9 protein-coding genes are annotated in these 19,371 nt (G+C 73.3%); 3 read left to right on the forward strand and 6 right to left on the reverse strand.

The window, feature by feature from the left end:
* Nucleotides 1-523: 523 nt before the first annotated feature.
* Complete coding sequence (locus AC5K6T_RS04980; RefSeq protein WP_493205979.1) at nucleotides 524-2,206, forward strand: carbohydrate-binding module family 20 domain-containing protein; 1,683 nt, start codon at nucleotides 524-526, stop codon at nucleotides 2,204-2,206.
* 121 nt (nucleotides 2,207-2,327) lie between these two features.
* On the forward strand, nucleotides 2,328-7,712 hold the full coding sequence (gene pulA / locus AC5K6T_RS04985; protein WP_493205981.1) for a pullulanase-type alpha-1,6-glucosidase: 5,385 nt from the start codon (nucleotides 2,328-2,330) through the stop codon (nucleotides 7,710-7,712).
* Nucleotides 7,713-7,784: 72 nt separating this feature from the next.
* Here pulA and AC5K6T_RS04990 read toward each other — a convergent pair whose 3' ends face one another.
* The 4 genes from AC5K6T_RS04990 to AC5K6T_RS05005 form a co-directional block, all read right to left on the reverse strand.
* Nucleotides 7,785-8,474: a TetR/AcrR family transcriptional regulator gene (locus AC5K6T_RS04990; protein WP_493205983.1), complete on the reverse strand. Its 690-nt coding sequence runs from the start codon at nucleotides 8,472-8,474 to the stop codon at nucleotides 7,785-7,787.
* A gap of 68 nt (nucleotides 8,475-8,542) precedes the next feature.
* Nucleotides 8,543-9,592 carry a PDR/VanB family oxidoreductase gene (locus AC5K6T_RS04995; RefSeq protein ID WP_493205985.1) on the reverse strand — a complete coding sequence of 350 codons (1,050 nt, stop codon included), beginning with the start codon at nucleotides 9,590-9,592 and terminating at the stop codon, nucleotides 8,543-8,545.
* On the reverse strand, nucleotides 9,592-10,578 hold the full coding sequence (locus tag AC5K6T_RS05000; RefSeq protein ID WP_493205987.1) for a metal-dependent hydrolase: 987 nt from the start codon (nucleotides 10,576-10,578) through the stop codon (nucleotides 9,592-9,594). Before AC5K6T_RS05000 ends, AC5K6T_RS04995 begins: the two co-directional genes overlap by 1 nt.
* A gap of 278 nt (nucleotides 10,579-10,856) precedes the next feature.
* A complete protein-coding gene (locus AC5K6T_RS05005) occupies nucleotides 10,857-12,791 on the reverse strand; it encodes a hypothetical protein (RefSeq protein WP_493205989.1) in 1,935 nt (644 codons plus the stop codon).
* Between the two features lie 237 nt (nucleotides 12,792-13,028).
* Here AC5K6T_RS05005 and AC5K6T_RS05010 point away from each other — a divergent pair, with 237 nt between their 5' ends.
* Nucleotides 13,029-13,442 (forward strand): hypothetical protein, encoded by a 414-nt coding sequence (locus AC5K6T_RS05010; protein ID WP_493205991.1) that lies wholly within the window; start codon nucleotides 13,029-13,031, stop codon nucleotides 13,440-13,442.
* 187 nt (nucleotides 13,443-13,629) lie between these two features.
* Here AC5K6T_RS05010 and AC5K6T_RS05015 read toward each other — a convergent pair whose 3' ends face one another.
* Together AC5K6T_RS05015 and AC5K6T_RS05020 are read right to left on the reverse strand one after the other, a co-directional pair.
* Nucleotides 13,630-15,156, reverse strand: a complete 1,527-nt coding sequence (locus AC5K6T_RS05015; RefSeq protein WP_493205992.1) for a DUF1996 domain-containing protein — start codon at nucleotides 15,154-15,156, stop codon at nucleotides 13,630-13,632.
* A gap of 318 nt (nucleotides 15,157-15,474) precedes the next feature.
* A complete protein-coding gene (locus AC5K6T_RS05020) occupies nucleotides 15,475-19,206 on the reverse strand; it encodes a DNRLRE domain-containing protein (RefSeq protein WP_493205994.1) in 3,732 nt (1,243 codons plus the stop codon).
* Between the last annotated feature and the right edge of the window lie 165 nt (nucleotides 19,207-19,371).

The following is a 19,371-nucleotide window of genomic DNA, read 5'->3' on the forward strand; positions in this document are numbered from 1 at the left end:
CTCAGGGCCCGTTCCCCGGTCTTCCGGGGGGCGGGCCCTGCGGTATTCCCTGCGGTATTCCCTGCGGGGTGCGGGGTGCGGGGTGCGGGGTGCGGGGTGCGGGGTGCGGGGTGCGGGGTGCGGGGTGCCGGGAGGGCGTGCGCAGTTCCCCGCGCCCCTTCGGGGGTGGTCGGGTGTGCGTGGTCGGGTGCGGGTTGTGGGTGGCTGGTCGCGCAGTTCCCCGCGCCCTCGGGTGGGTGGCTGGTCGCGCGGTTCTCCGCGCCCCTCGGGGGTGGGTCGGGGTGGTCGGGTGCGGGCTGGGTGTGGCTGGTCGCGCGGTTCCCCGCGCCCTCGGGTGGGTGGCTGGTCGCGCGGTTCTCCGGCGGCTGGGGCGGGTGCAATCTCTTGCTGCAACTTCCGCCCGACCCCTGCCCTTTCGGACGTGCAGCATTTAACATCTGCGCTGCCGCAAGGTTTCCGTCGGATTTCAGCAAGAACTTTCAGCGGCTCCCCGCACCGCCTTCAACGGAGAAGGAACTCCCCCATGCCCAGCAGCAGAACCGCCTCGGGCGCCCTGGCGCTCGCCGCGGCGGCAGCGTTCCTCATACCCGGCTCGGCGCACGCCTCCCCGCCCGGCACGAAGGACGTCACCGCCGTGATGTTCGAGTGGAACTTCGCGTCGGTGGCAGGCGCCTGCACCACCCGGCTCGGCCCGGCCGGCTACGGCTACGTGCAGGTCTCCCCGCCCCAGGAGCGGATCCAGGGCTCCGCGTGGTGGACCGCCTACCAGCCCGTCAGCTACCGGATCGCGGGACCGCTCGGCGACCGCGCCGCCTTCGCCGCCATGGTGAACACCTGCCACGCGGCCGGTGTGAAGGTGGTCGTCGACAGCGTCATCAACCACATGGCCAACGCCTCCGGCACCGGAACGGGCGGCACCACGTTCTCCAAGTACGACTACCCCGGCCTCTACTCGGGGGCCGACATGGACGACTGCCGGTCCGTCGTCTCCGACTACCACAACCGGGCCGACGTCCAGAACTGCGAACTCGTCGGCCTGCCCGACCTCGACACCGGCGAGGACCACGTACGCGGCCGGATCGCCGGCTACCTCAACGACCTGCTCTCCCTCGGCGTGGACGGCTTCCGCATCGACGCGGCCAAGCACATCCCCGCCGCCGACCTCGCCGCCGTCAGGTCACGGCTGACCGACCCCGGCATCTACTGGAAGCAGGAGGTCATCCACGGCGCCGGCGAGGCCGTCTCCCCGAGCGAGTACCTCGGCAACGGCGACGTCCAGGAGTTCCGCTACGCCCGTGACCTCAAGCGGGTCTTCCAGAACGAGAAGCTCGCCTACCTGGGCAACTTCGGGGAGGGCTGGGGGTACATGCCCTCCGGCGCGTCGGCCGTGTTCGTCGACAACCACGACACCGAGCGCGGCGGCGACACCCTCAACTACAAGAACGGCGCGGACTACACCCTGGCCTCCGTCTTCATGCTGGCCTGGCCCTACGGCTCCCCGGACGTCCACTCCGGCTACGAGTGGAGCGACAAGGACGCCGGCGCGCCCGGCAACCACCAGGTCGGCGCCTGTTACACCGACGGCTGGAAGTGCCAGCACGCCTGGCGTGAGATCTCCTCCATGGTCGCCTTCCGCAACACCGCCCGCGGCCAGGGCGTCACCGACTGGTGGGACAACGGCAACGACGCCATCGCCTTCGGCCGCGGCACCAAGGCGTACGTCGCGATCAACCACGAAGGCTCGGCCCTCACCCGCACCTTCCAGACCTCGCTGCCCGGCGGCACCTACTGCGACGTGCAGAAGGACACCCCCGTCACGGTGGACTCCGCCGGCCGCTTCACCGCCACCCTCGGCGCGGACACCGCGATCGCCCTGCACGTGAACGCCACCACCTGCGGCGCAGGGCAGCAGACCGCGGCGGCCTCGTTCAACGTCGACGCCACCACGAGCTGGGGCCAGAACATCTACGTCACCGGCGACCGCCCCGAGCTCGGCAGCTGGTCGCCGTCCGCGGCACTGGGACTGGACCCGGCCGCCTACCCCGTGTGGAAGCTCGACGTGACCCTGCCGGCCGGCACCTCCTTCGCCTACAAGTACCTCCGCAAGGACTCCGCGGGCAACGTCACCTGGGAGTCCGGAGCCAACCGCACGGCGACCGTTCCCGCCTCCGGGACGGTCGTGCTCGACGACACCTTCCGCAGCTGAGTCCGCGGCCCGTGCCGTGGCCGGCTCCGCAGTCGGAGCCGCTGCACCGGCGACGCCCCGCGGCGTCACCGGGCCGCCCCGCCGGGGCGGCCCCTCTTCCCGTACCCCTGGGAGCACCCACGTGATACGCAAGAGAACGGCGGCCGTCACGGCCGCCGCCCTGTGCGCGGCCCTCGTGCCCGCCCTGCCCGTCGCGGCGGCCGCGGCCCCGCCGCCGCCCCCGTCCGACAAGGCCCTCGCCTCGGCGCCCGCACGGCACGACCTCACCCGAGAGCAGTTCTACTTCGTGCTCCCGGACCGCTTCGCCAACGGCGACCGGGGCAACGACCGCGGCGGGCTCACCGGTTCCCGCCTCACCACCGGCTACGACCCCACCGACAAGGGCTTCTACCAGGGCGGCGACCTCAAGGGCCTGACCCGCAGGCTCGACTACATCAAGGGACTGGGCACCACCGCCATCTGGATGGCGCCCCTCTTCAAGAACCAGCCCGTGCAGGGCACCGGCGCCGACGCCTCGGCCGGCTACCACGGCTACTGGATCACCGACTTCACCCGGGTCGACCCGCACTTCGGCACCAACAAGGACCTCGAGACCCTCATCGACAAGGCGCACGCCAAGGGGATGAAGGTCTTCTTCGACGTCATCACCAACCACACCGCCGACGTCGTCGACTACGAGGAGAAGTCCTACGGCTACCTCTCCAAGGGCGCCTTCCCCTACCTGACGAAGAACGGCACGCCCTTCGACGACGCCGACTACGCGGCGGGCGGCCGGCGCTTCCCCGCCGTGGACACCGACTCCTTCCCGCGCACCCCCACCGTGCCCGCCGCGAAGAAGCACCTCAAGGTGCCGTCCTGGCTCAACGACCCGCGCATGTACCACAACCGCGGCGACTCCACCTTCGCCGGGGAGAACTCCACCTACGGCGACTTCTCCGGCCTCGACGACCTGTGGACCGAACGGCCCGAGGTCGTCCGCGGCATGGAGCGCATATACCAGCGCTGGGTCCGCGACTTCGACGTCGACGGCTTCCGCATCGACACGGTCAAGCACGTCGACATGGAGTTCTGGACCCAGTGGGCCACCGCCCTGGACGCCTACGCGGCCCGCCACGGCCGGGACGACTTCTTCATGTTCGGCGAGGTCTACTCCGCCGACACCTCCGTCACCGCCCCGTACGTCACCCGGGGCCGCCTCGACGCCACCCTCGACTTCCCGTTCCAGGAGGCGGCCCGCCGGTACGCCTCCCAGGGCGGCAGCGCCCGCAGGCTCGCCGCGGTCTTCGGCGACGACTACAAGTACACCACCGACAAGGCCAACGCCTACGAGCAGGTCAGCTTCCTCGGCAACCACGACATGGGCCGCATCGGCACCTTCCTGAAACAGGACAACCCCGGCGCCTCGGACGCGGAACTGCTGAAGAAGGACCGCCTCGCGCACGAGCTGATGTTCCTCAGCCGCGGCAACCCGGTCGTCTACTACGGCGACGAGCAGGGCTTCACCGGTTCCGGCGGCGACAAGGACGCCCGGCAGACGATGTTCGCCTCCCGCACCGCCGACTACCTCGACGACGACCAGCTCGGCACCGACCGCACCCACGCCGAGGACGCGTACGACACCGGCGCCCCGCTCTACCGGCTGATCAGCTCCCTGGCCAGGCTCCGCAAGGCCCACCCGGCGCTCGCCGACGGCGTCCAGACCGAGCGCCACGCCGACGACGGGCCCGGCGTGTACGCCTTCTCCCGCACGGACACCCGGACCGGCACCGAGTACGTCGTCGCCGTCAACAACGCCGCCGGGGACCGGTCGGCGACCTTCGCCACCGGCTCCGCGGACATGCGCTTCGACGCGGTGTACGGGACCGACGGCTCGCTGCGCTCCGACGCCGCCCGCGAGGTCACCGTCACCGTGCCCGCCGGCTCCGCGGTGGTCTACCGGGCCGCCGGCCGCCCCGCCCGGCCCGCCGCCGGCCCGTCCCTCACGCTGACCGCGCCCGCCGCCGGCGCCACCGGCACCGTGGACATCACCGCCGGCGTGCCCGGCGCCGGGGCCGGCGGGCAGCTCAGCCGTGTCGTGTTCGCCGCGCAGGTCGGCAACGGAACGTGGCGCACCCTCGGCTCCGCCGACCACGCCCCCTACCGGGTCACCCAGACCATCGGCGCGGACGTGCCGCCCGGCACCGCCCTGCGCTACAAGGCCGTCGTGATCGACGCCGCCGGGCGCACGGCCTCCGCCACCGCCGCCTCCACCACCGGCACCCCGCCCGCCGAGGAGGTCCCCACCGCCTCGTCCCGCGACCACGCCGTCGTCCACTACCACCGTCCGGACGGCGACTACACCGACTGGGGCCTGTACGCCTGGGGCGACCTCGCCGACGGCGAGGGCACGAACTGGCCGGACAGCCACCCCTTCACCGGCCGCGACGCCTACGGCGCCTTCGCCTGGGTCAGGCTCAAGCCGGGCGCCTCGGACGTCGGCTTCCTGGTGATCGACAAGGACGGCGGCAAGGACGTCTCCGCCGACCGCTCGATCGACGTCACCACCACCGGCGAGATCTGGGTCGAGCAGGGCGAGGAGACGGTCCGCACCGAACGCCCGGCCGACGCCTACCCGCCCCCCGACACCTCCCGGGCCGTGCTGCACTACCACCGCGCCGACGGCGACTACGACGGCTGGGGCCTGCACACCTGGACCGGCGCAGCCCGGCCCACCGAGTGGTCGAACCCCCTGGAGCCGGTGACGACCGACGCGTACGGCGCGGTCTTCGAGGTGCCGCTCACCGAGGGTGCCACCAGCCTCAGCTACATCGTCCACAAGGGCGACGAGAAGGACCTGCCCGCCGACCAGTCGCTGGACCTCACGGCGAGCGGCCACGAGGTGTGGCTGCTGAGCGGCGTGGAGGACCACCTGCTGCCGCAGCCCGAGGGCTCCGCGGCCGCGCTCGACCCGGCCTCGGCCAAGGCGGTCTGGATCGACCGGGACACCCTCGTGTTCAACGGCTCCGACGCCGCCGCCTCCACCCAGCTGCTGTTCTCCCGCACCGGCTCCATCAGGGTGGAGAACGGGACCCTGACCAGCACCGACGAGCGCTGGCTGCGCCTTGCGCGGACCGGCCTCACCGACGCGCAGAAGGAGAGGTTCCCGCACCTGGGGGACTACACCGCCTGGTCCGTCGACCCCCGCGACCGCGACCGGGTCCGCGCGGCCCTGCGCGGCCAGCTCGTGGTCAGCCAGCGCGCTGCGGGCGGCGCCGTACTCGCCGCCACCGGCGTGCAGACCGCGGGCGTCCTGGACGACCTGTACGACGCGACCCGCGCCGCGCTCGGCCCGGTCTTCCACCACGGCCGGCCCACCCTGTCGGTGTGGGCGCCGACCGCGCAGCGCGTCGCCCTGGAGATCGGCGGCCGCACCGTCGCCATGCGGCGCGACGCCGGCACCGGCGTCTGGTCCGTCACCGGCCCCCGCTCGTGGCGGAACAAGCCCTACCGGTACGTGGTGACGGTGTGGGCGCCCAGCGTCGCCAGGGTCGTCACCAACAAGGTCACCGACCCGTACTCGGTCGCCCTCACCGCGGACTCCGAGCGCAGCCTGGCCGTCGACCTCGCCGACCGGTCGCTCGCCCCGCGCGGCTGGACCACGTACACCAAACCGAAGGCCGTCCCCCTGAAGGACGCCCAGATCCAGGAACTGCACATCCGCGACTTCTCCGTCGAGGACCGCACCGCCCGGCACCCGGGCACCTACCTGGCCTTCACCGACCGCGGCAGCGCCGGCACCAGGCACCTGCGCGAGCTGGCCCGCGCCGGCACCTCCTACGTGCACCTGCTGCCCGCCTTCGACATCGCCACGATCCCTGAGAAGAAGGCCGACCAGGCCACCCCCGACTGCGACCCGGCCTCCTACGCCGCCGACTCCGACCGGCAGCAGGAGTGCGTGGCGAGGACCGCCGCCCAGGACGCCTACAACTGGGGCTACGACCCCTACCACTACACGGTCCCCGAAGGCTCCTACGCCACCGACCCCGACGGCACCGCCCGCACCGTCGAGTTCCGCCGGATGGTCAAGGCCCTCAACGACGACGGCCTGCGCGTCGTCATGGACGTCGTCTACAACCACACCGCGGCCGCCGGCCAGGCCGGCACCTCCGTCCTGGACCGCATCGTGCCCGGCTACTACCAGCGCCTGCTCGCCGACGGCTCGGTCGCCAGCAGCACCTGCTGCGCCAACACCGCCACCGAGAACGCCATGATGGGCAAGCTCGTCGTCGACTCCGTGGTCACCTGGGCCCGCCAGTACAAGGTCGACGGCTTCCGCTTCGACCTGATGGGCCACCACCCGAAGGCCAACATCCTGGCCGTCCGCAAGGCCCTGGACGCCCTGACCCCGGCCGAGGACGGTGTCGACGGCAGGAAGATCGTCCTGTACGGCGAGGGCTGGAACTTCGGCGAGGTCGCCGACGACGCCCGCTTCGTCCAGGCCACGCAGCGCAACATGGCCGGCACCGGCATCGCCACCTTCTCCGACCGGGCCCGGGACGCGGTGCGCGGCGGCGGCCCCTTCGACGCCGACCCCGGCGTCCAGGGCTTCGCCTCCGGCCTGTACAACGAACCCAACTCCTCCACCGCCAACGGCACCGAGGCGGAGCAGCGGACCCGGCTCCTGCACTACCAGGACCTGATCAAGGTCGGACTGTCCGGCAACCTCGCCGGCTACCGCTTCACCGACACCGCCGGACGGCACGTCAAGGGCTCCGAGGTCGACTACAACGGCTCCCCGGCCGGCTACGCCGACGCCCCCGGCGACGCCCTCGCCTACGCCGACGCGCACGACAACGAGAGCCTCTTCGACGCCCTCGCGTTCAAGCTGCCCGCCACGGTGAGCGCCGACGACCGGGCCCGGATGCAGGTCCTCGCCATGGCGACCGCCGCCCTCTCGCAGGGCCCGGCGCTCTCCCAGGCCGGCACCGACCTGCTGCGCTCGAAGTCCCTGGACCGCAACTCCTACGACAGCGGCGACTGGTTCAACGCCGTCCACTGGGACTGCGCCGACGGCAACGGCTTCGGACGCGGCCTGCCCCCGGCCGCCGACAACGCCGCCAAATGGCCCTACGCCACACCCCTGCTGGGCACGGTGAAGGTCGGCTGCGAGCAGATCCGGGGAGCCTCGGCCGCCTACCGGGACCTGCTGAGGATCCGCACGACGGAGCGGGCCTTCTCCCTCGGCACCGCCGAGCAGGTCCAGGCCCGGCTGACCTTCCCGCTGTCCGGCACGGACGAGACCCCGGGCGTGATCACCATGCGCCTCGGCGACCTGGTCGTCGTCTTCAACGCGACCCCCGGCGAGCAGCAGCAGCGCATCGCGGGCCTCGCCGGCACCGGCTACCGCCTGCACCCGGTGCAGGCGTGCGGCTCGGACACCGTCGTGAAGACCTCCGCCTACGCGGAGCGGTCGGGCACCTTCACCGTCCCGGCCCGCACCGTGGCGGTCTTCACCCGGGCCGGCTGACCGGCGGCCGGACCGGCCCCGCGGGACCGGTCCGGCCGGCCGCGCCCCCCCGGAGGCGCGGCGAAACACGCCCTAGGACACCAGCGCGGCCAGCCGGACGATCAGGTCGCCGAAGGGGCCGTCGCCCGGCTCGCCGGCCAGCACCCCGCGCAGCAGCGTGCTCATCTCCTCGTCGTGGGCGGCGCTGACCGCGACGAGCGCGGCGAAGTCGTGCACCAGCTGCACCTGAAGCTCCTCGCGCGGGATGCGCCGCCCGTCCAGCCAGATCAGCGCGGTCGACTCGGCGAGCGAGATCCAGGAGCGCACCACCAGCTCCAGCCGGGCGGGCGGCTCACCGACGCCGAGATGGGACAGGATCTGCTCGTAGGCGGCCTGCCGCACGGAGTGGATGAGGGCGTTGGTGGTGGAGGAGCCGACGGCCGGCCCGCCGCGCATCAGCGCGGAGAAGCCGGGGCCGTGCTCGTCGACGAAGTCGAAGAAGCGGCTCATCACCCGCAGCAGCCGCGCCCCCAGCGGCCCGTCGTGGGGCTCGGCGAAGCGGTCCGCGAGATCCTCCGCGGCACGCTTCAACGCGGCCTCGTACAGGCTGAGTTTGCCCGGGAAGTAGTGGTAGACCAGCGGGCGCGAGATCCCGGCGGCCGACGCGATCTCGTCGATGGAGACATCGTCGGGGGAACGACGGCTGAACAGTTCGAGCGCGACCCCGATCAACTGCTGCCGGCGCTCCTCGACTCCCATCCTGCGGCGCACCCCGGTAGACATACGAACACCTTACCGATCGGATCCGGCCGCGAACGGGCCGGACCGGCCATGATGTTCGACGGCGGCGGTCACATGTCGAGCACCAGGCGGTCGCCGCGGGCCCGGGAGACGCAGATCAGCATCGAGTCGCCCCGCTCGCCGTCGGTCAGCAGTTCGTCGCGGTGCTCCACCTCGCCCGCCAGCACCCGCTGCTGGCAGGTGCCGCAGAAGCCCTGCTCGCAGGAGTACAGGGTGTCCGGCAGCTCCGCTCGGACCGCGGCCAGCACACTGGTGCCGGCCGGCACCGCCACCGCCCGCCCGCTGCGCGCCAGTTCCACCTCGAACGCGCGGTCGCCCGCCGTCGCGGCGGCCGGGGCGAACCGCTCCAGCCGGACGTCCGGGACCCGCTCCTGCACCGCCGCCATCAGCCCCTCGGGGCCGCAGCAGTACACGGCGGCGCCCTCGGGCGCGGCGGCCAGGAAGCCGTCCAGGCCGGGCCGGCCGGCCTCGTCCTCGGCGACCACGGTGACCCGCTCCCCGCCGAGTTCGGCCACGTCCCCGAGGAACGGCATCGACGCCCTGCTGCGCCCGCAGTACAGCAGCCGCCAGTCGGTGCCCTCCGGCAGTGCCCGCAGCATGGGCAGCACTGGCGTGATCCCGATGCCGCCCGCGACGAACACGTACGCGCCCGCCTCGGTCAGCGGGAACCGGTTGCGCGGGCCGCGCACCTCCAGCTCGACGCCCTCCTGCACCTGCTCGTGCACCTCGCGCGAGCCGCCGCGCCCGTCCGGCACCAGCCGGGTGGCGACGGTGTAGGAGGAGGAGTCCGCCGGATCGCCGCACAGCGAGTACTGCCGTACGAGACCGGACGGCAGGACGAGGTCCAGGTGCGCACCCGGCTCCCAGCGCGGCAGGCGCTGCCCCTCCGGTCCCTCCAGCCGGAGCCGGACGACCCCGTCGGCGATCTGCTCGTGCGCGGTCACCAGCAGCCGCAGCGCCCGTGAGCGCGGCCGCCCCGAGACCGGCTCCTCCAGGGCGGGCATCGGCCACAGCGGCGACGTCCGGATCCTGCGGCGCAGCGCCCGCCGCACCAGCAGCGCGGCACCCGCGGCGGCCACGACGGTCAGCGGCTTCGGCATCAGGCGGCCCTGCCTTCCCCGGCACCCTCGGCACCCCCGGCGCCGCCGGCGCCGCCCCGGGCCGTACCGCCCACCGCGCCGCCGCCCGTGGCGGTCTGCGCGGCGAGCGCGGCGGGCGAGGCCGCCAGGTACGCCACCGCCTGAGCGGTGGAGCCTTCCTGCGAGGGGTGGTACGTCCGGCTCAGGTAGGTCGGTATCGACCGCAGCATGGCGCCGGTCGCGGGCAGCGTGCCCTGCCTGCCGCGCAGGTAGAACTCCTTGAACCCGGCCCTGCCGTCCAGCAGCGTCGGGTCGTTCTCCATGAAGAAGCGCGCCCCGCGCTGCCACAGGAAGACCAGCGTCGAGAACGCCAGCGCCCAGGTCCGCGCCCGCCGCCGGTAGCCGCCGTCGACGTGCATGAACAGGTCGAACGCGACCGACCGGTGCTCGACCTCCTCCGCGCCGTGCCAGCGCAGCAGATCCAGCATGGTGGGGTCGGCGCCGCGCCGGTCCAGTTCCCCGGCGTTCAGCACCCAGTCGCCCAGGAACGCCGTGTAGTGCTCGATCGCCGCGATCAGCGCCACCCGCTCCATCAGCCACCAGCGGCGGGCCCTGCCCGGCGGCAGCGTCCGGTCGCCCAGCAGCTTCTCGAACATCCAGTCCACCTGCGCGGTGTACGGCGTCGGGTCGAGCCCCAGTTCCCTCAGGTGGGGCAGCACCTCGTCATGGGCCTGGGAGTGCATCGCCTCCTGCCCGATGAACCCGATGACGTCCTGCCGCAGCCGCTCGTCCCGGATGTACGGCAGCACCTGCCGGTAGACGTGCACGAACCAGCGCTCGCCCGCCGGGAGCAGCAGGTGCAGCACGTTGATCGTGTGCGTGGTGAAGGGATCGCCGGGCACCCAGTGCAGCGGAGTGTCCTCCCAGGCGAAGGACACCTTCCGTGCCTTGAGCGCGATCCGCTCGGCTTCGACCGGCCGGGGGAGACGGCCCTGCTTGTTAGACATGCTGTCAATGTACTGACGGGTACCCCTCCGGGAAACCCTCCTGCACCCACTTTCCCCGGAAACCCCCGCACACCGCCGTCCACCAGCAACCGACCACCCCGCCCGGCAACGCCCCCAGGGGCGCGGGGAACCGCGTGCCCGGCCCCGGCGCACCCGCAGCTCCCCAGCGGCAGGTCCCGCCACCGCCGGCCACCCCCAGCCGACAGGCCCCCACCGGCAGGCCCCCACCGGCAGGTCGACCCCACCGCCCACCACCACCCCCCGGCCGGCAGGCCCCCTCAGCCGAGCCCCTTGATCTCCCGCCCGCCCCGCACCGTCCCCGCCAGCTCCGCCTGAACCCCCTGCTCCGCCCGCACGGCCAGCAACCCCTCGCCGGAGGACGCGCTGACCCCACCGCTCGCGGTGACCGACTCCACACCCCCGCCCCCCGCGGCCAGCAGATACCACTGCCCGCTCCCGGACTTCCACAGCACCCCGGCCAGCACGGCCGGTTCCCGCGCCCCGCACGCCGTCACGTCCTGCGCCTTCGCCGCCACCGCGCCGTACGTCCCGCCCGGCGTGTGGAACTGCGCCAGCACCCGCGGCCCGCCGCCCCGCCAGGTCTCCGCCCGGGTGCACACCCAGTCACCGGTCCCGGCGTCCTCGGGCAGCGGCTGCGAGGCGTAGTTCCAGGCGTTGACCGCCCGTACCCCCTGCCCTCGCATGTCCGCCAGCGAGCAGGCGTACGGCGCCCACCCGCGCAGCGACTGGGCCCCGGTCGCGTCGTGCGGGGCGTCCGGCCGCCCCGTGGTGAGCCGGGCCGGCACCAGTTCCCCGAGGTCGCCCGCGAGCGCCGTGCCGGACGGCCCGGTCAGCTCCAGCACGTTCCAGGACGTGCACGCCCCGGCCCGGGTGGCGGGGCTGGCCAGCGGCGAGGTGACCCCGTCGGTGACGGCCAGCGGCATCGCCCCCGAGCCCGGCTTCATCAGGTCCCGCTCCGCGGCCTTCGACACCCACGGTGCCATCAGGTAGCGCACGTTGCCGTCCGCCCGGCCCAGCACGACCGCACTGGCCTCCACACCCTGCGCGCCGTCCACCCGCGCGAAGTCCAGCGCGGCCCCGGCGGTTGCGTCCTTCGGCTCGGCGTACCGGGCGATGCGCAGCCCGTCGTGGAGGATCACCACGCGCGCGTTGTCCACGGTCCCCGCGTACAGCAGCTGGGCGGGTCCGGGCGGGCCGCCCGCCGGGGTGCCGGGCGTCACCGAGACGCGCACCCGCTCGCCGGGGCGCGCCCACACCGCGAGGGCACGGCGCAGCAGCGCCCGGTCGCCGGTGAGGTCACCGCGGGCCGGCCACACCGAGAAGCCGGTGCGCGCGGAGCTCCGCCAGGCGGCCGGGGCCACCTTGACGAGCCGGGCCGGGTCCAGGGCCGCCTCGGCGGCGGGGTTGCGGGCGTAGGGCGGGGCGGCGGCTCCGTCGCGGTCCCAGCCGTCCCCGGGCAGTCCGAGCAGTGCCCCGCACAGGGTGACGGCCGCGGCCGCCGCGAGCGCCGCCTTGAGGTGCTGGCGGCGCCGCAGGAGGTCGGTCGGCCGGGCCTGCAGCGAGCAGGCGTCGAACTCGGCGGACTGCAGCAGGGCGTACCGGGCGGGCACCCCGTCCGCCCCGGCCAGCGCCGCGCCCGGGTCGCCCGCCCCGGCGGCCGCCAGCACGTCGCGCACCTCGGCGTCGGGCAACTGCTCCAGCCCGCGCAGCACGTACGCCGCGCGAGCCGGGGCGGACAGTGCCGACAGCTCCTGCTCCAGCGCGAGTTCGTCCGCACCGCCGGACCGCGGGAACAGCTTCAGGCCCCACACCCGCGGCAGTGGCAGCGGCAGCCGGGCCCGTCGCGGCCACGCCCGGAAGGTGAGCGGAAGGCTCGCCTCCAGCGCCGTACGCACCACCCGCAGCCGTACGAAGGCGTAGCCCGGGTCACCGGCGCGGTGGCCGGCGTCCGGCTGCGCCTGCGCGGGGATCGCGGGTGCGGTGGAGCGGCCGCGGGGCAGCGCCCGCTGGACGAGGGCGTGCGCGGTCAGCACCCTGCGGCTGCGGTCCGGGCCGGGCGGCAGCACCAGGTAGGCCAGCCGGACCAGCCGCGGATAGTGCTCGACGAGCGCGGCCTCGGCCTGCCCGACGTCGACCACCGGTTCGGCGGGGGAGGAGGGTGCGGGGTGGGAAGCGACATCCTGTGACTGCACGTCCAGCAGAACGAGCGAACGGTGCGTTGGTCACCGCCGGGCGGGCGGCCGGGCGGTCCGCCCGGCGGGGCCCGCGCGGGAGGGCGTCGCCGGCCGGTGGTGCGGGGGACGTCCGGCGGTCCTGCCCGGCACGGGGCGGGCCCCGGCACCGCGTGGCGAGCGGATTGAGCGCTGCGGGCGCGGCAGCCGTATCGCAGTGCGGCACCTGCCCCGCTCGACGCATGCCCGGAGGACCCCATGAGGCTGCCCCGCCCCGTCATCGCCGCCCTGTCCGGCGCCGCTCTGCTGGCCCTGACCGGCTGCGTCTCCCAGGAGCGGGGCGAGTCCGTGCCGCCGACCGCCACCGGGAGCCTGGAGCACCTGGCCGCCGCGACGGACTGCAAGCCGGACCTGCAGACCGACGCCGACGAGATCCGTCAGGCGATCTGCGCCACCGGCCGGGGCAAGTTCGTCCTGGCCACCTTCGCGACCGACCGCGGCCAGCGCGAATGGATCAACGAGGCCAAGGACTACGGCGGGCACTACCTGGTCGGCCGCAAGTGGGTCGCGGTCGGCGAGTCCGAGGTGCTGTCCGCGCTGCGCGGCACGCTCGGCGGACTGATCGAGGAGGGCAAGGCGCACGGGGCGGGGCACACGGGCGGCCACCACTGACCCCACCGCTGACCCGGCACCGATCCACCGCCGGCCCCGCCGGCCCACCGCCGGGACCGACCAGCCGTTGCCCCGCCGTTGACCCGCCGATGCGTGCCGGCGCGGCCGCCGCGGGGCACGCGAGGAGGCGGGCGGCGGGATCCCTCACGGATCCCGCCGCCCGCCTTCGAGCAGGGGGCCCGGCGCGTCAGCGGCAGCGCGCCCCGGCGTTGATGCACTTGACCATCCGGTTCATCAGCCGCTCGTCGAACACGTTGACGAAGTCGTCGTGGTCGGTGGCCGCCTTGTGCAGCTGCTCGGGGAAGCCGTCCACCGCGAACGGGTTCTGCACCTGCCCGTTCTCGATCACCGGCGTGTCCACCTCGTAGACGAGCCGCATGACGAGCTGCGGGATCGGCTTGAAGCCGTTCTGGCAGTTGCCGCGCCGGTCGGCGAACGCCACGTGTGTGCGGTGGTTGGCGCTGTCGGTGTTCTGGCCGTCCCAGCAGCTCTGGAACTTGAAGGTGCGCACCACGTCACTGCCCTCGGGGCACAGCGGGTACTTCTCCTTCAGCTGCCGGTTCTCGAACCCGGTGCAGCTCCAGGAGGCGTTGGCGTTGGCCAGGCCGTTGGTGGTGGTCTTGGCGTCGCCGGTGATGATCCGCAGGAACTTCGGCATCGCCACGACCTTGGAGCGCGGGTTGCCGACGAACGTGATCTGGGCCTTCTTCGCCTGCAGGATGCGGCCGACGTTGCCCTCCTTGCCGCCGCCGTCGTTGTTCTGGTCGAACTCCTCCGTGCCGTCCTGCAGCCTCAACACCGGCCAGTAGTACGAGGACTTGTCGCCCCTGTTGGCGCAGGTGGTGTCGGCCGCGGCGAACGTGTCGTTGTTCGCGAAGGCGTCGTTGGACTGGTTGCCCACGTAGTCGTGCGTGTGGTGGGCGCCGTTGGAGACGCCGGGCGCGACGATCACGTTGTCCGTGTTGAACTTCTTGTTCTCGTTCGTGCCGCACGAGCTGGTGAACACGCCCCTGGAGGCGTTGCGGCCGAGGCGCGGCCGGCTCACGTTGGGCTTGACGGTGGTGATGTCGACGAAGTCGTCGGCGACGGGCCCGTTGCCGGCCTGTCCGCCGTTGTCCTGCTGCCCGCCGTCCTGACCGTTGCCGTTGCCGTTGTCCTGGCCGTTGTCCTGGCCGTTGTCCTGTCCGGCACCGCCGTCCTGGCCGTTGCCGTCGCCCTGGCCGCCGTTGGTCTGCGGCTGCTCCGCGGGGGCGCCGGCACACGCGGCCAGGTCCTTCAGATCGGCGGGAGCCCGGCCACCGGCGCGGTTGATCTCCAGTTCGATGCGTTCCAGGATCGCCCGGCGCTTGTCCTTCAGCGGCTGGAGGATGGCGTTGCGGACGAAGTACGGGTCCCTGGACTGCGCGTCCCGGGTGGTGGCCAGGCGCTGGTAGGCCTCCGTGATCTGCCGGTCCATCGTGGCCAGTTCACCGTCGACCTCGCCGCGCGCCCGATTCGGCATCTCGGTGATCTGCTGGCCGACGTCCGGGCAGTCGATCGTGGCGACCTGCGCGGCGGCCGACTTGGTGCGCTCGGCCCAGCGGTTGTTCTTCTCGTGCGCCGAGGCATAGAAGTTCGCCCAGACCAGCCCGCCCCCACCGAGCGCTAGGGCCGCCGATGCGGCTATGGCCTTGGTGGCCAGCGGCGTACGGCGTTTTCTTGTGTTGCGTCCCATGGAACTCCTCTGATCTTCCTTGCGGGGCAACGTCGAGGCGCCCGATCAGGAGTGAAAGCGGCTCCTTCCCATACGGGTCCGGTCCCACGGGTGTTCAAACGTCCCGGAAATCGGCACAGGACCGGGACGCCGCACGACGCCCGTCACGCAACACCGCATCCCGGCCCGAGGAAGAACGCGCGAGCCCACGGGCGGACAGACGGACGGGCGGACGACGGACAGGCGGACAGGCGGGCAGACGGACGGGCGAACGGGGGCGGGAAGGCCCCGGAGGCAGGGAGGCGGGCGAGCCGGCCCGCCGCCCTGCCTCCGGGCCGGTCAGCCGATCGCGAACTTGCCGTCCCAGCCGTTGCTGACCACGGTGACGGACGAGCCGACGGCGGAGACGCCTCCGCTGTACATGCGCACCGAGCCGTCGTTCATGACGGCCCACATGTCGGGGACGCCGTCGTGGTTGGCGTCGGGCGTGCCGAGCAGCAGGCGCACGGCGGACGTGGTCCAGCCGGAGGAGGCGTAGGTGGTGTCCGCGCCGTTCAGCGAACTGCCCGCTCCGGCCAGGGAGCCGACGTCGGTGCCGCCGCCGCTCCCGGGCTTGCCGTAGCGCAGCGTCAGCCGTCCACTGGACAGGGTGCGGAAGACGAGGTCGGCGGCGCCGTCCCCGTTGTGGTCGCCGGCGGACACCAGGTCGCGGTCCTTCCAGGCGCTGCCGCCGCTCTGCAGGCGGGCCTCGGTGAAGGCGCCCCCGGTGTAGCCGAGGAAGGCCCAGTAGTGGCTTCCCTCGGTGGCGAGCAGGTCCGGGCGGCGGTCGCCGTCGAGGTCACCGACGGCGAGGATCTGGTCGAGGGCGGCGGGGTCGGGTGCGCCCTCGGGCAGCAGGATCTCGGTCCGCCGGGTCACGTCGAAGCTGCCGTAGCCGTCACCGGGATACACGTACAGCCTGCCGTCGGGCATCCGGGCCACCATGTCCTGGAGGCGGTCCCCGGGCAGGAAGTCGCCGTTGTGGGTGAGCAGCGCGCCGGCCCAGTAGTCGTCGGGGTAGGCGTCGTTCGTCTCGACGAGTCCGTCCCGGTCGTAGGCGGCGCGGTTGTAGGCGTGCAGGTCGCCCACGCTGTTCGAGGGATAGACCCGCAGGTTCTTGTACTGGTCCACGACGATGGGGTCGGGCAGGCCGTCGCCGGTCAGGTCGCCCGCGGCGTCGGCCGTGTCGCGGGGGGTGACGTAGAACAGGTACTTGGTTCCCGCGGACCTGTTGCCGGCCGCGTCGACGGCTCGCACGTAGAACACGTTCGGGCCCGCGTGGTGCGGCTTGAGGGACTTGGTGACGCTGCCGCCCGGCGCGGCGGGGACGCCGCTGCCGCCGTAGCCGGTGGAGTTGAAGGAGAACTCGTACCTGACGGTGTCGGTCGATCCGGCGGCGCTGAGGGTGAAGTCGCCCGCCGTGCCGTACGGGACGGTGCTCCAGACGGCGCCGGTCCCGTCGTCCTCGGGGAAGTCGGCGGAGGCGACCTGGGGGGAGTTGGGCCTGGACGCGTCGTAGACGAATCCGCAGTTGTTGTTGCCGGCCGGGGCGTAGGTGGACGCGGAGCCGGTGGAGTCGATGGCGCGCACCCGCCACCAGTAGGTCTTGCCGTTGGTGAACCGGGCGGCCGCGGCGGTGACGCTGGCGTGGCCGTTCGCGTCCACGGTCCGGTTGCCGTCGAGGATCTTGCTGCTGCTGCCGTCCTGCCAGAGCTCGAAGTCGAGGTACTTCAGATCGCCGTCGGGGTCGGTGGCGGTGGCGGCGAAGGTGAGGTCGGACTTGCCGACGGAGGACTCCCCGCTGATGTCGCAGTCCGGGCCCGGGGTCATGGTCTGGTGGGTGGGCTCGTCGGGCTTGCGGTTGTAAGTGATCTTCAGGTAGGGGGAGTTGCTGCTGCTGGCCTCGAACTTCTTCCACGGGTAGGCGGACGTCTCGTCGGCCGCGCGCAGGCCCAGCGTGGCGTACCCCCAGCCGTTGTCGGCGGCGTCCTGGGCGAGGGAGGTGGCGGTGAACTTGACCCAGTTGTCCGGGCATCCGCTGCTGTAGCCGTGGGCCACGTTCTGGGAGTCGATCCGGTCGAGCCAGGAGGGCTGGTTGTTCCAGGTGGTGGAGGAGCTGATGCTGCCGGTGTGCCACAGCTGGACGCTGCGGGCGGAACAGGACCAGGAGTAGGTCTCCAGGGCGTAGAAGTACGCGGAGGAGACATGGGCGCCCTTGAGCGAGCCGGAGAGGGCGATCTGGAAGAAGGAGCGGGACAAACCCGCGGTGGTGGACTCGTAGCCGACCCGGGCGGTGTCGGTGCCGTCGTTGAAGTTGGTGCCGTTCCAGAAGCTGGAGCCGGGGTGGGGCTGGTAGGCGGTGGTCCAGTTGTTGGTGTGGCCGCTGAACGAGGGGTCGATGAAGACCGGGTAGACGGTGGAGTCCGCCGTGAGCAGCCCGGCGTCGGGCGTGAGGGTGAGGCTGCCGCCGCCGTCGAGAGTGATGCCGACGAGCGCGTCGTGCGTGCCGGGCTGGGGTCCGGCCAGGCCGGGGAGGTCGGGCACGGCGGCGCCGTCGCCGGCCGGGGTGGGCGAGGCGGTCGACGCGGCGGACGCGGCGGACGCGGCGGACGCGATGAATGCGGTGGACGTGGTGGACGTGGTGGACGCGGCCCGGGTGGCCCGGGTGGCCCGGGTGGCCTGGGCGGCCGAGGTGAGGGCCGCCTGGCGCACGGCGGACGCCGTGCCGCCGCTCCCGAACGCGGCCGGGCCGGGCTCGTCCTCCTGGGGCGCGGCGGTGTCGTCGTTCCAGTCGGGCCGCTCGGGAGTGCCGCCGGTGTCCTCGGGCTCCTCCGAGGGGTCCACGTCGGGGTCCGCCTCGGGGGCGGGCGCCTCGCTGGGCCTGGGCGGCCGGGGGTCGCCTCCCCGGGTGACGGCGGGCTGGCCGGCGGAGTCCCACATGTAGGGGGTGGGGGAGACCGCGACCTCCTCGCCCTCCGCGTCCTTCGCGTGGATGACGTGGGTGCCCGGGTCGAGCGTGAAGGTCAGGTCGGGTGAGGTCAGGCCGTAGGTGAGGGAGGCGAGTCCGGGGGAGGCGGCGGCCTCGGCGTTCTTGACGATCAGCACATGGGAGAAGCCGGCGTCACGGGCGGTCAGCAACAGGTCGACGCCGGGCAGGACGTTCTCGTAGAGCGCGCGGTTGCCCTCGACGGCCGGAGCGGGCAGGGCCCCCGGCCAGGTCAGGGTGAGCTGGTGACCGCCGGTGGAGAACGTCGCCAGCTTCGTCGAGGACGCGTCGGTCGCGTCGGTCGCGTCGTTCGCGTCGGACGCGGCCGACGCGGCGACGGCCGACGCGGCGACGGCCGGGGCGGTGGCGGCTGCGGTGGCGATGCCGGCGGTCCGGACGGCAGCGGTCGGGACGGTGCTGGTCAGGGAGGCGGCGGTCGGGACGGCGGGGGTCGGGACGGTGCCGGTCAGGGCGGCGGCGGTCCGGACGCTGGCTCGCGGGGCGGCGGTGGTCCGGAGCGAGGCGGCCGGGAGCGCGGTGCTCCGGACGGTGGTGGGCCGGACGGCGGTGGGCCGGACGGCGGCCGTCCGCACAGCGGTCCGGTCGCCGGAGCGGGCGGCCCGCTCGCCGCGGCTGCCGCCGGAGAAGGTGACGGGGTTGTTGACGGCGGCGGGGGCCCAGTCGCCGGCCTCGGTGCGGTGCAGGTCGGTGTCGATCTCCCGCCACCGCCCGTCCACCTCGGCCCGGAACGGGACCGCGTAGGTCTCCAGTTCGAAGCTGCCGTCGGGACGCGCCCAGGTCGTGCTGCTCGCGTCGCGCAGCGCGGTGACCTCCACCGTCCGGCCCGAGGCGCGCGCCTTCTTGAGAGCGGCGGCCTCGTCCAGGAGGCCCGCCGCCTCGGCCGGTTCGCCGGCGGTCCGGTCGGAAGCGTCGCCGTGGTGCAGGGCCGGCAGCTGGGTCAGGCCGATCCCGGTGGCCACGGCGACCGCCACCAGTACGGCGACCCGCTGTCTGCGCCGTGTCGGACGGAGCCATTGTCTGTCCACGAAAACGTCGTCCCCTCCCCGCAGAACCGGCCCGGGACCGAGGGCCGTGCGCCTGTACGCAGCCACCCGGAAACAAGGAATGCGCCCCCCGTTGGGCCGGAATTAACCTCTGGTTCATCTGTGCATTGCGCTCGGCGCTGCGGAATTCTCCGGGCAGGCAGAAAT

The organism is Streptomyces sp. B8-7, assembly GCF_058833805.1.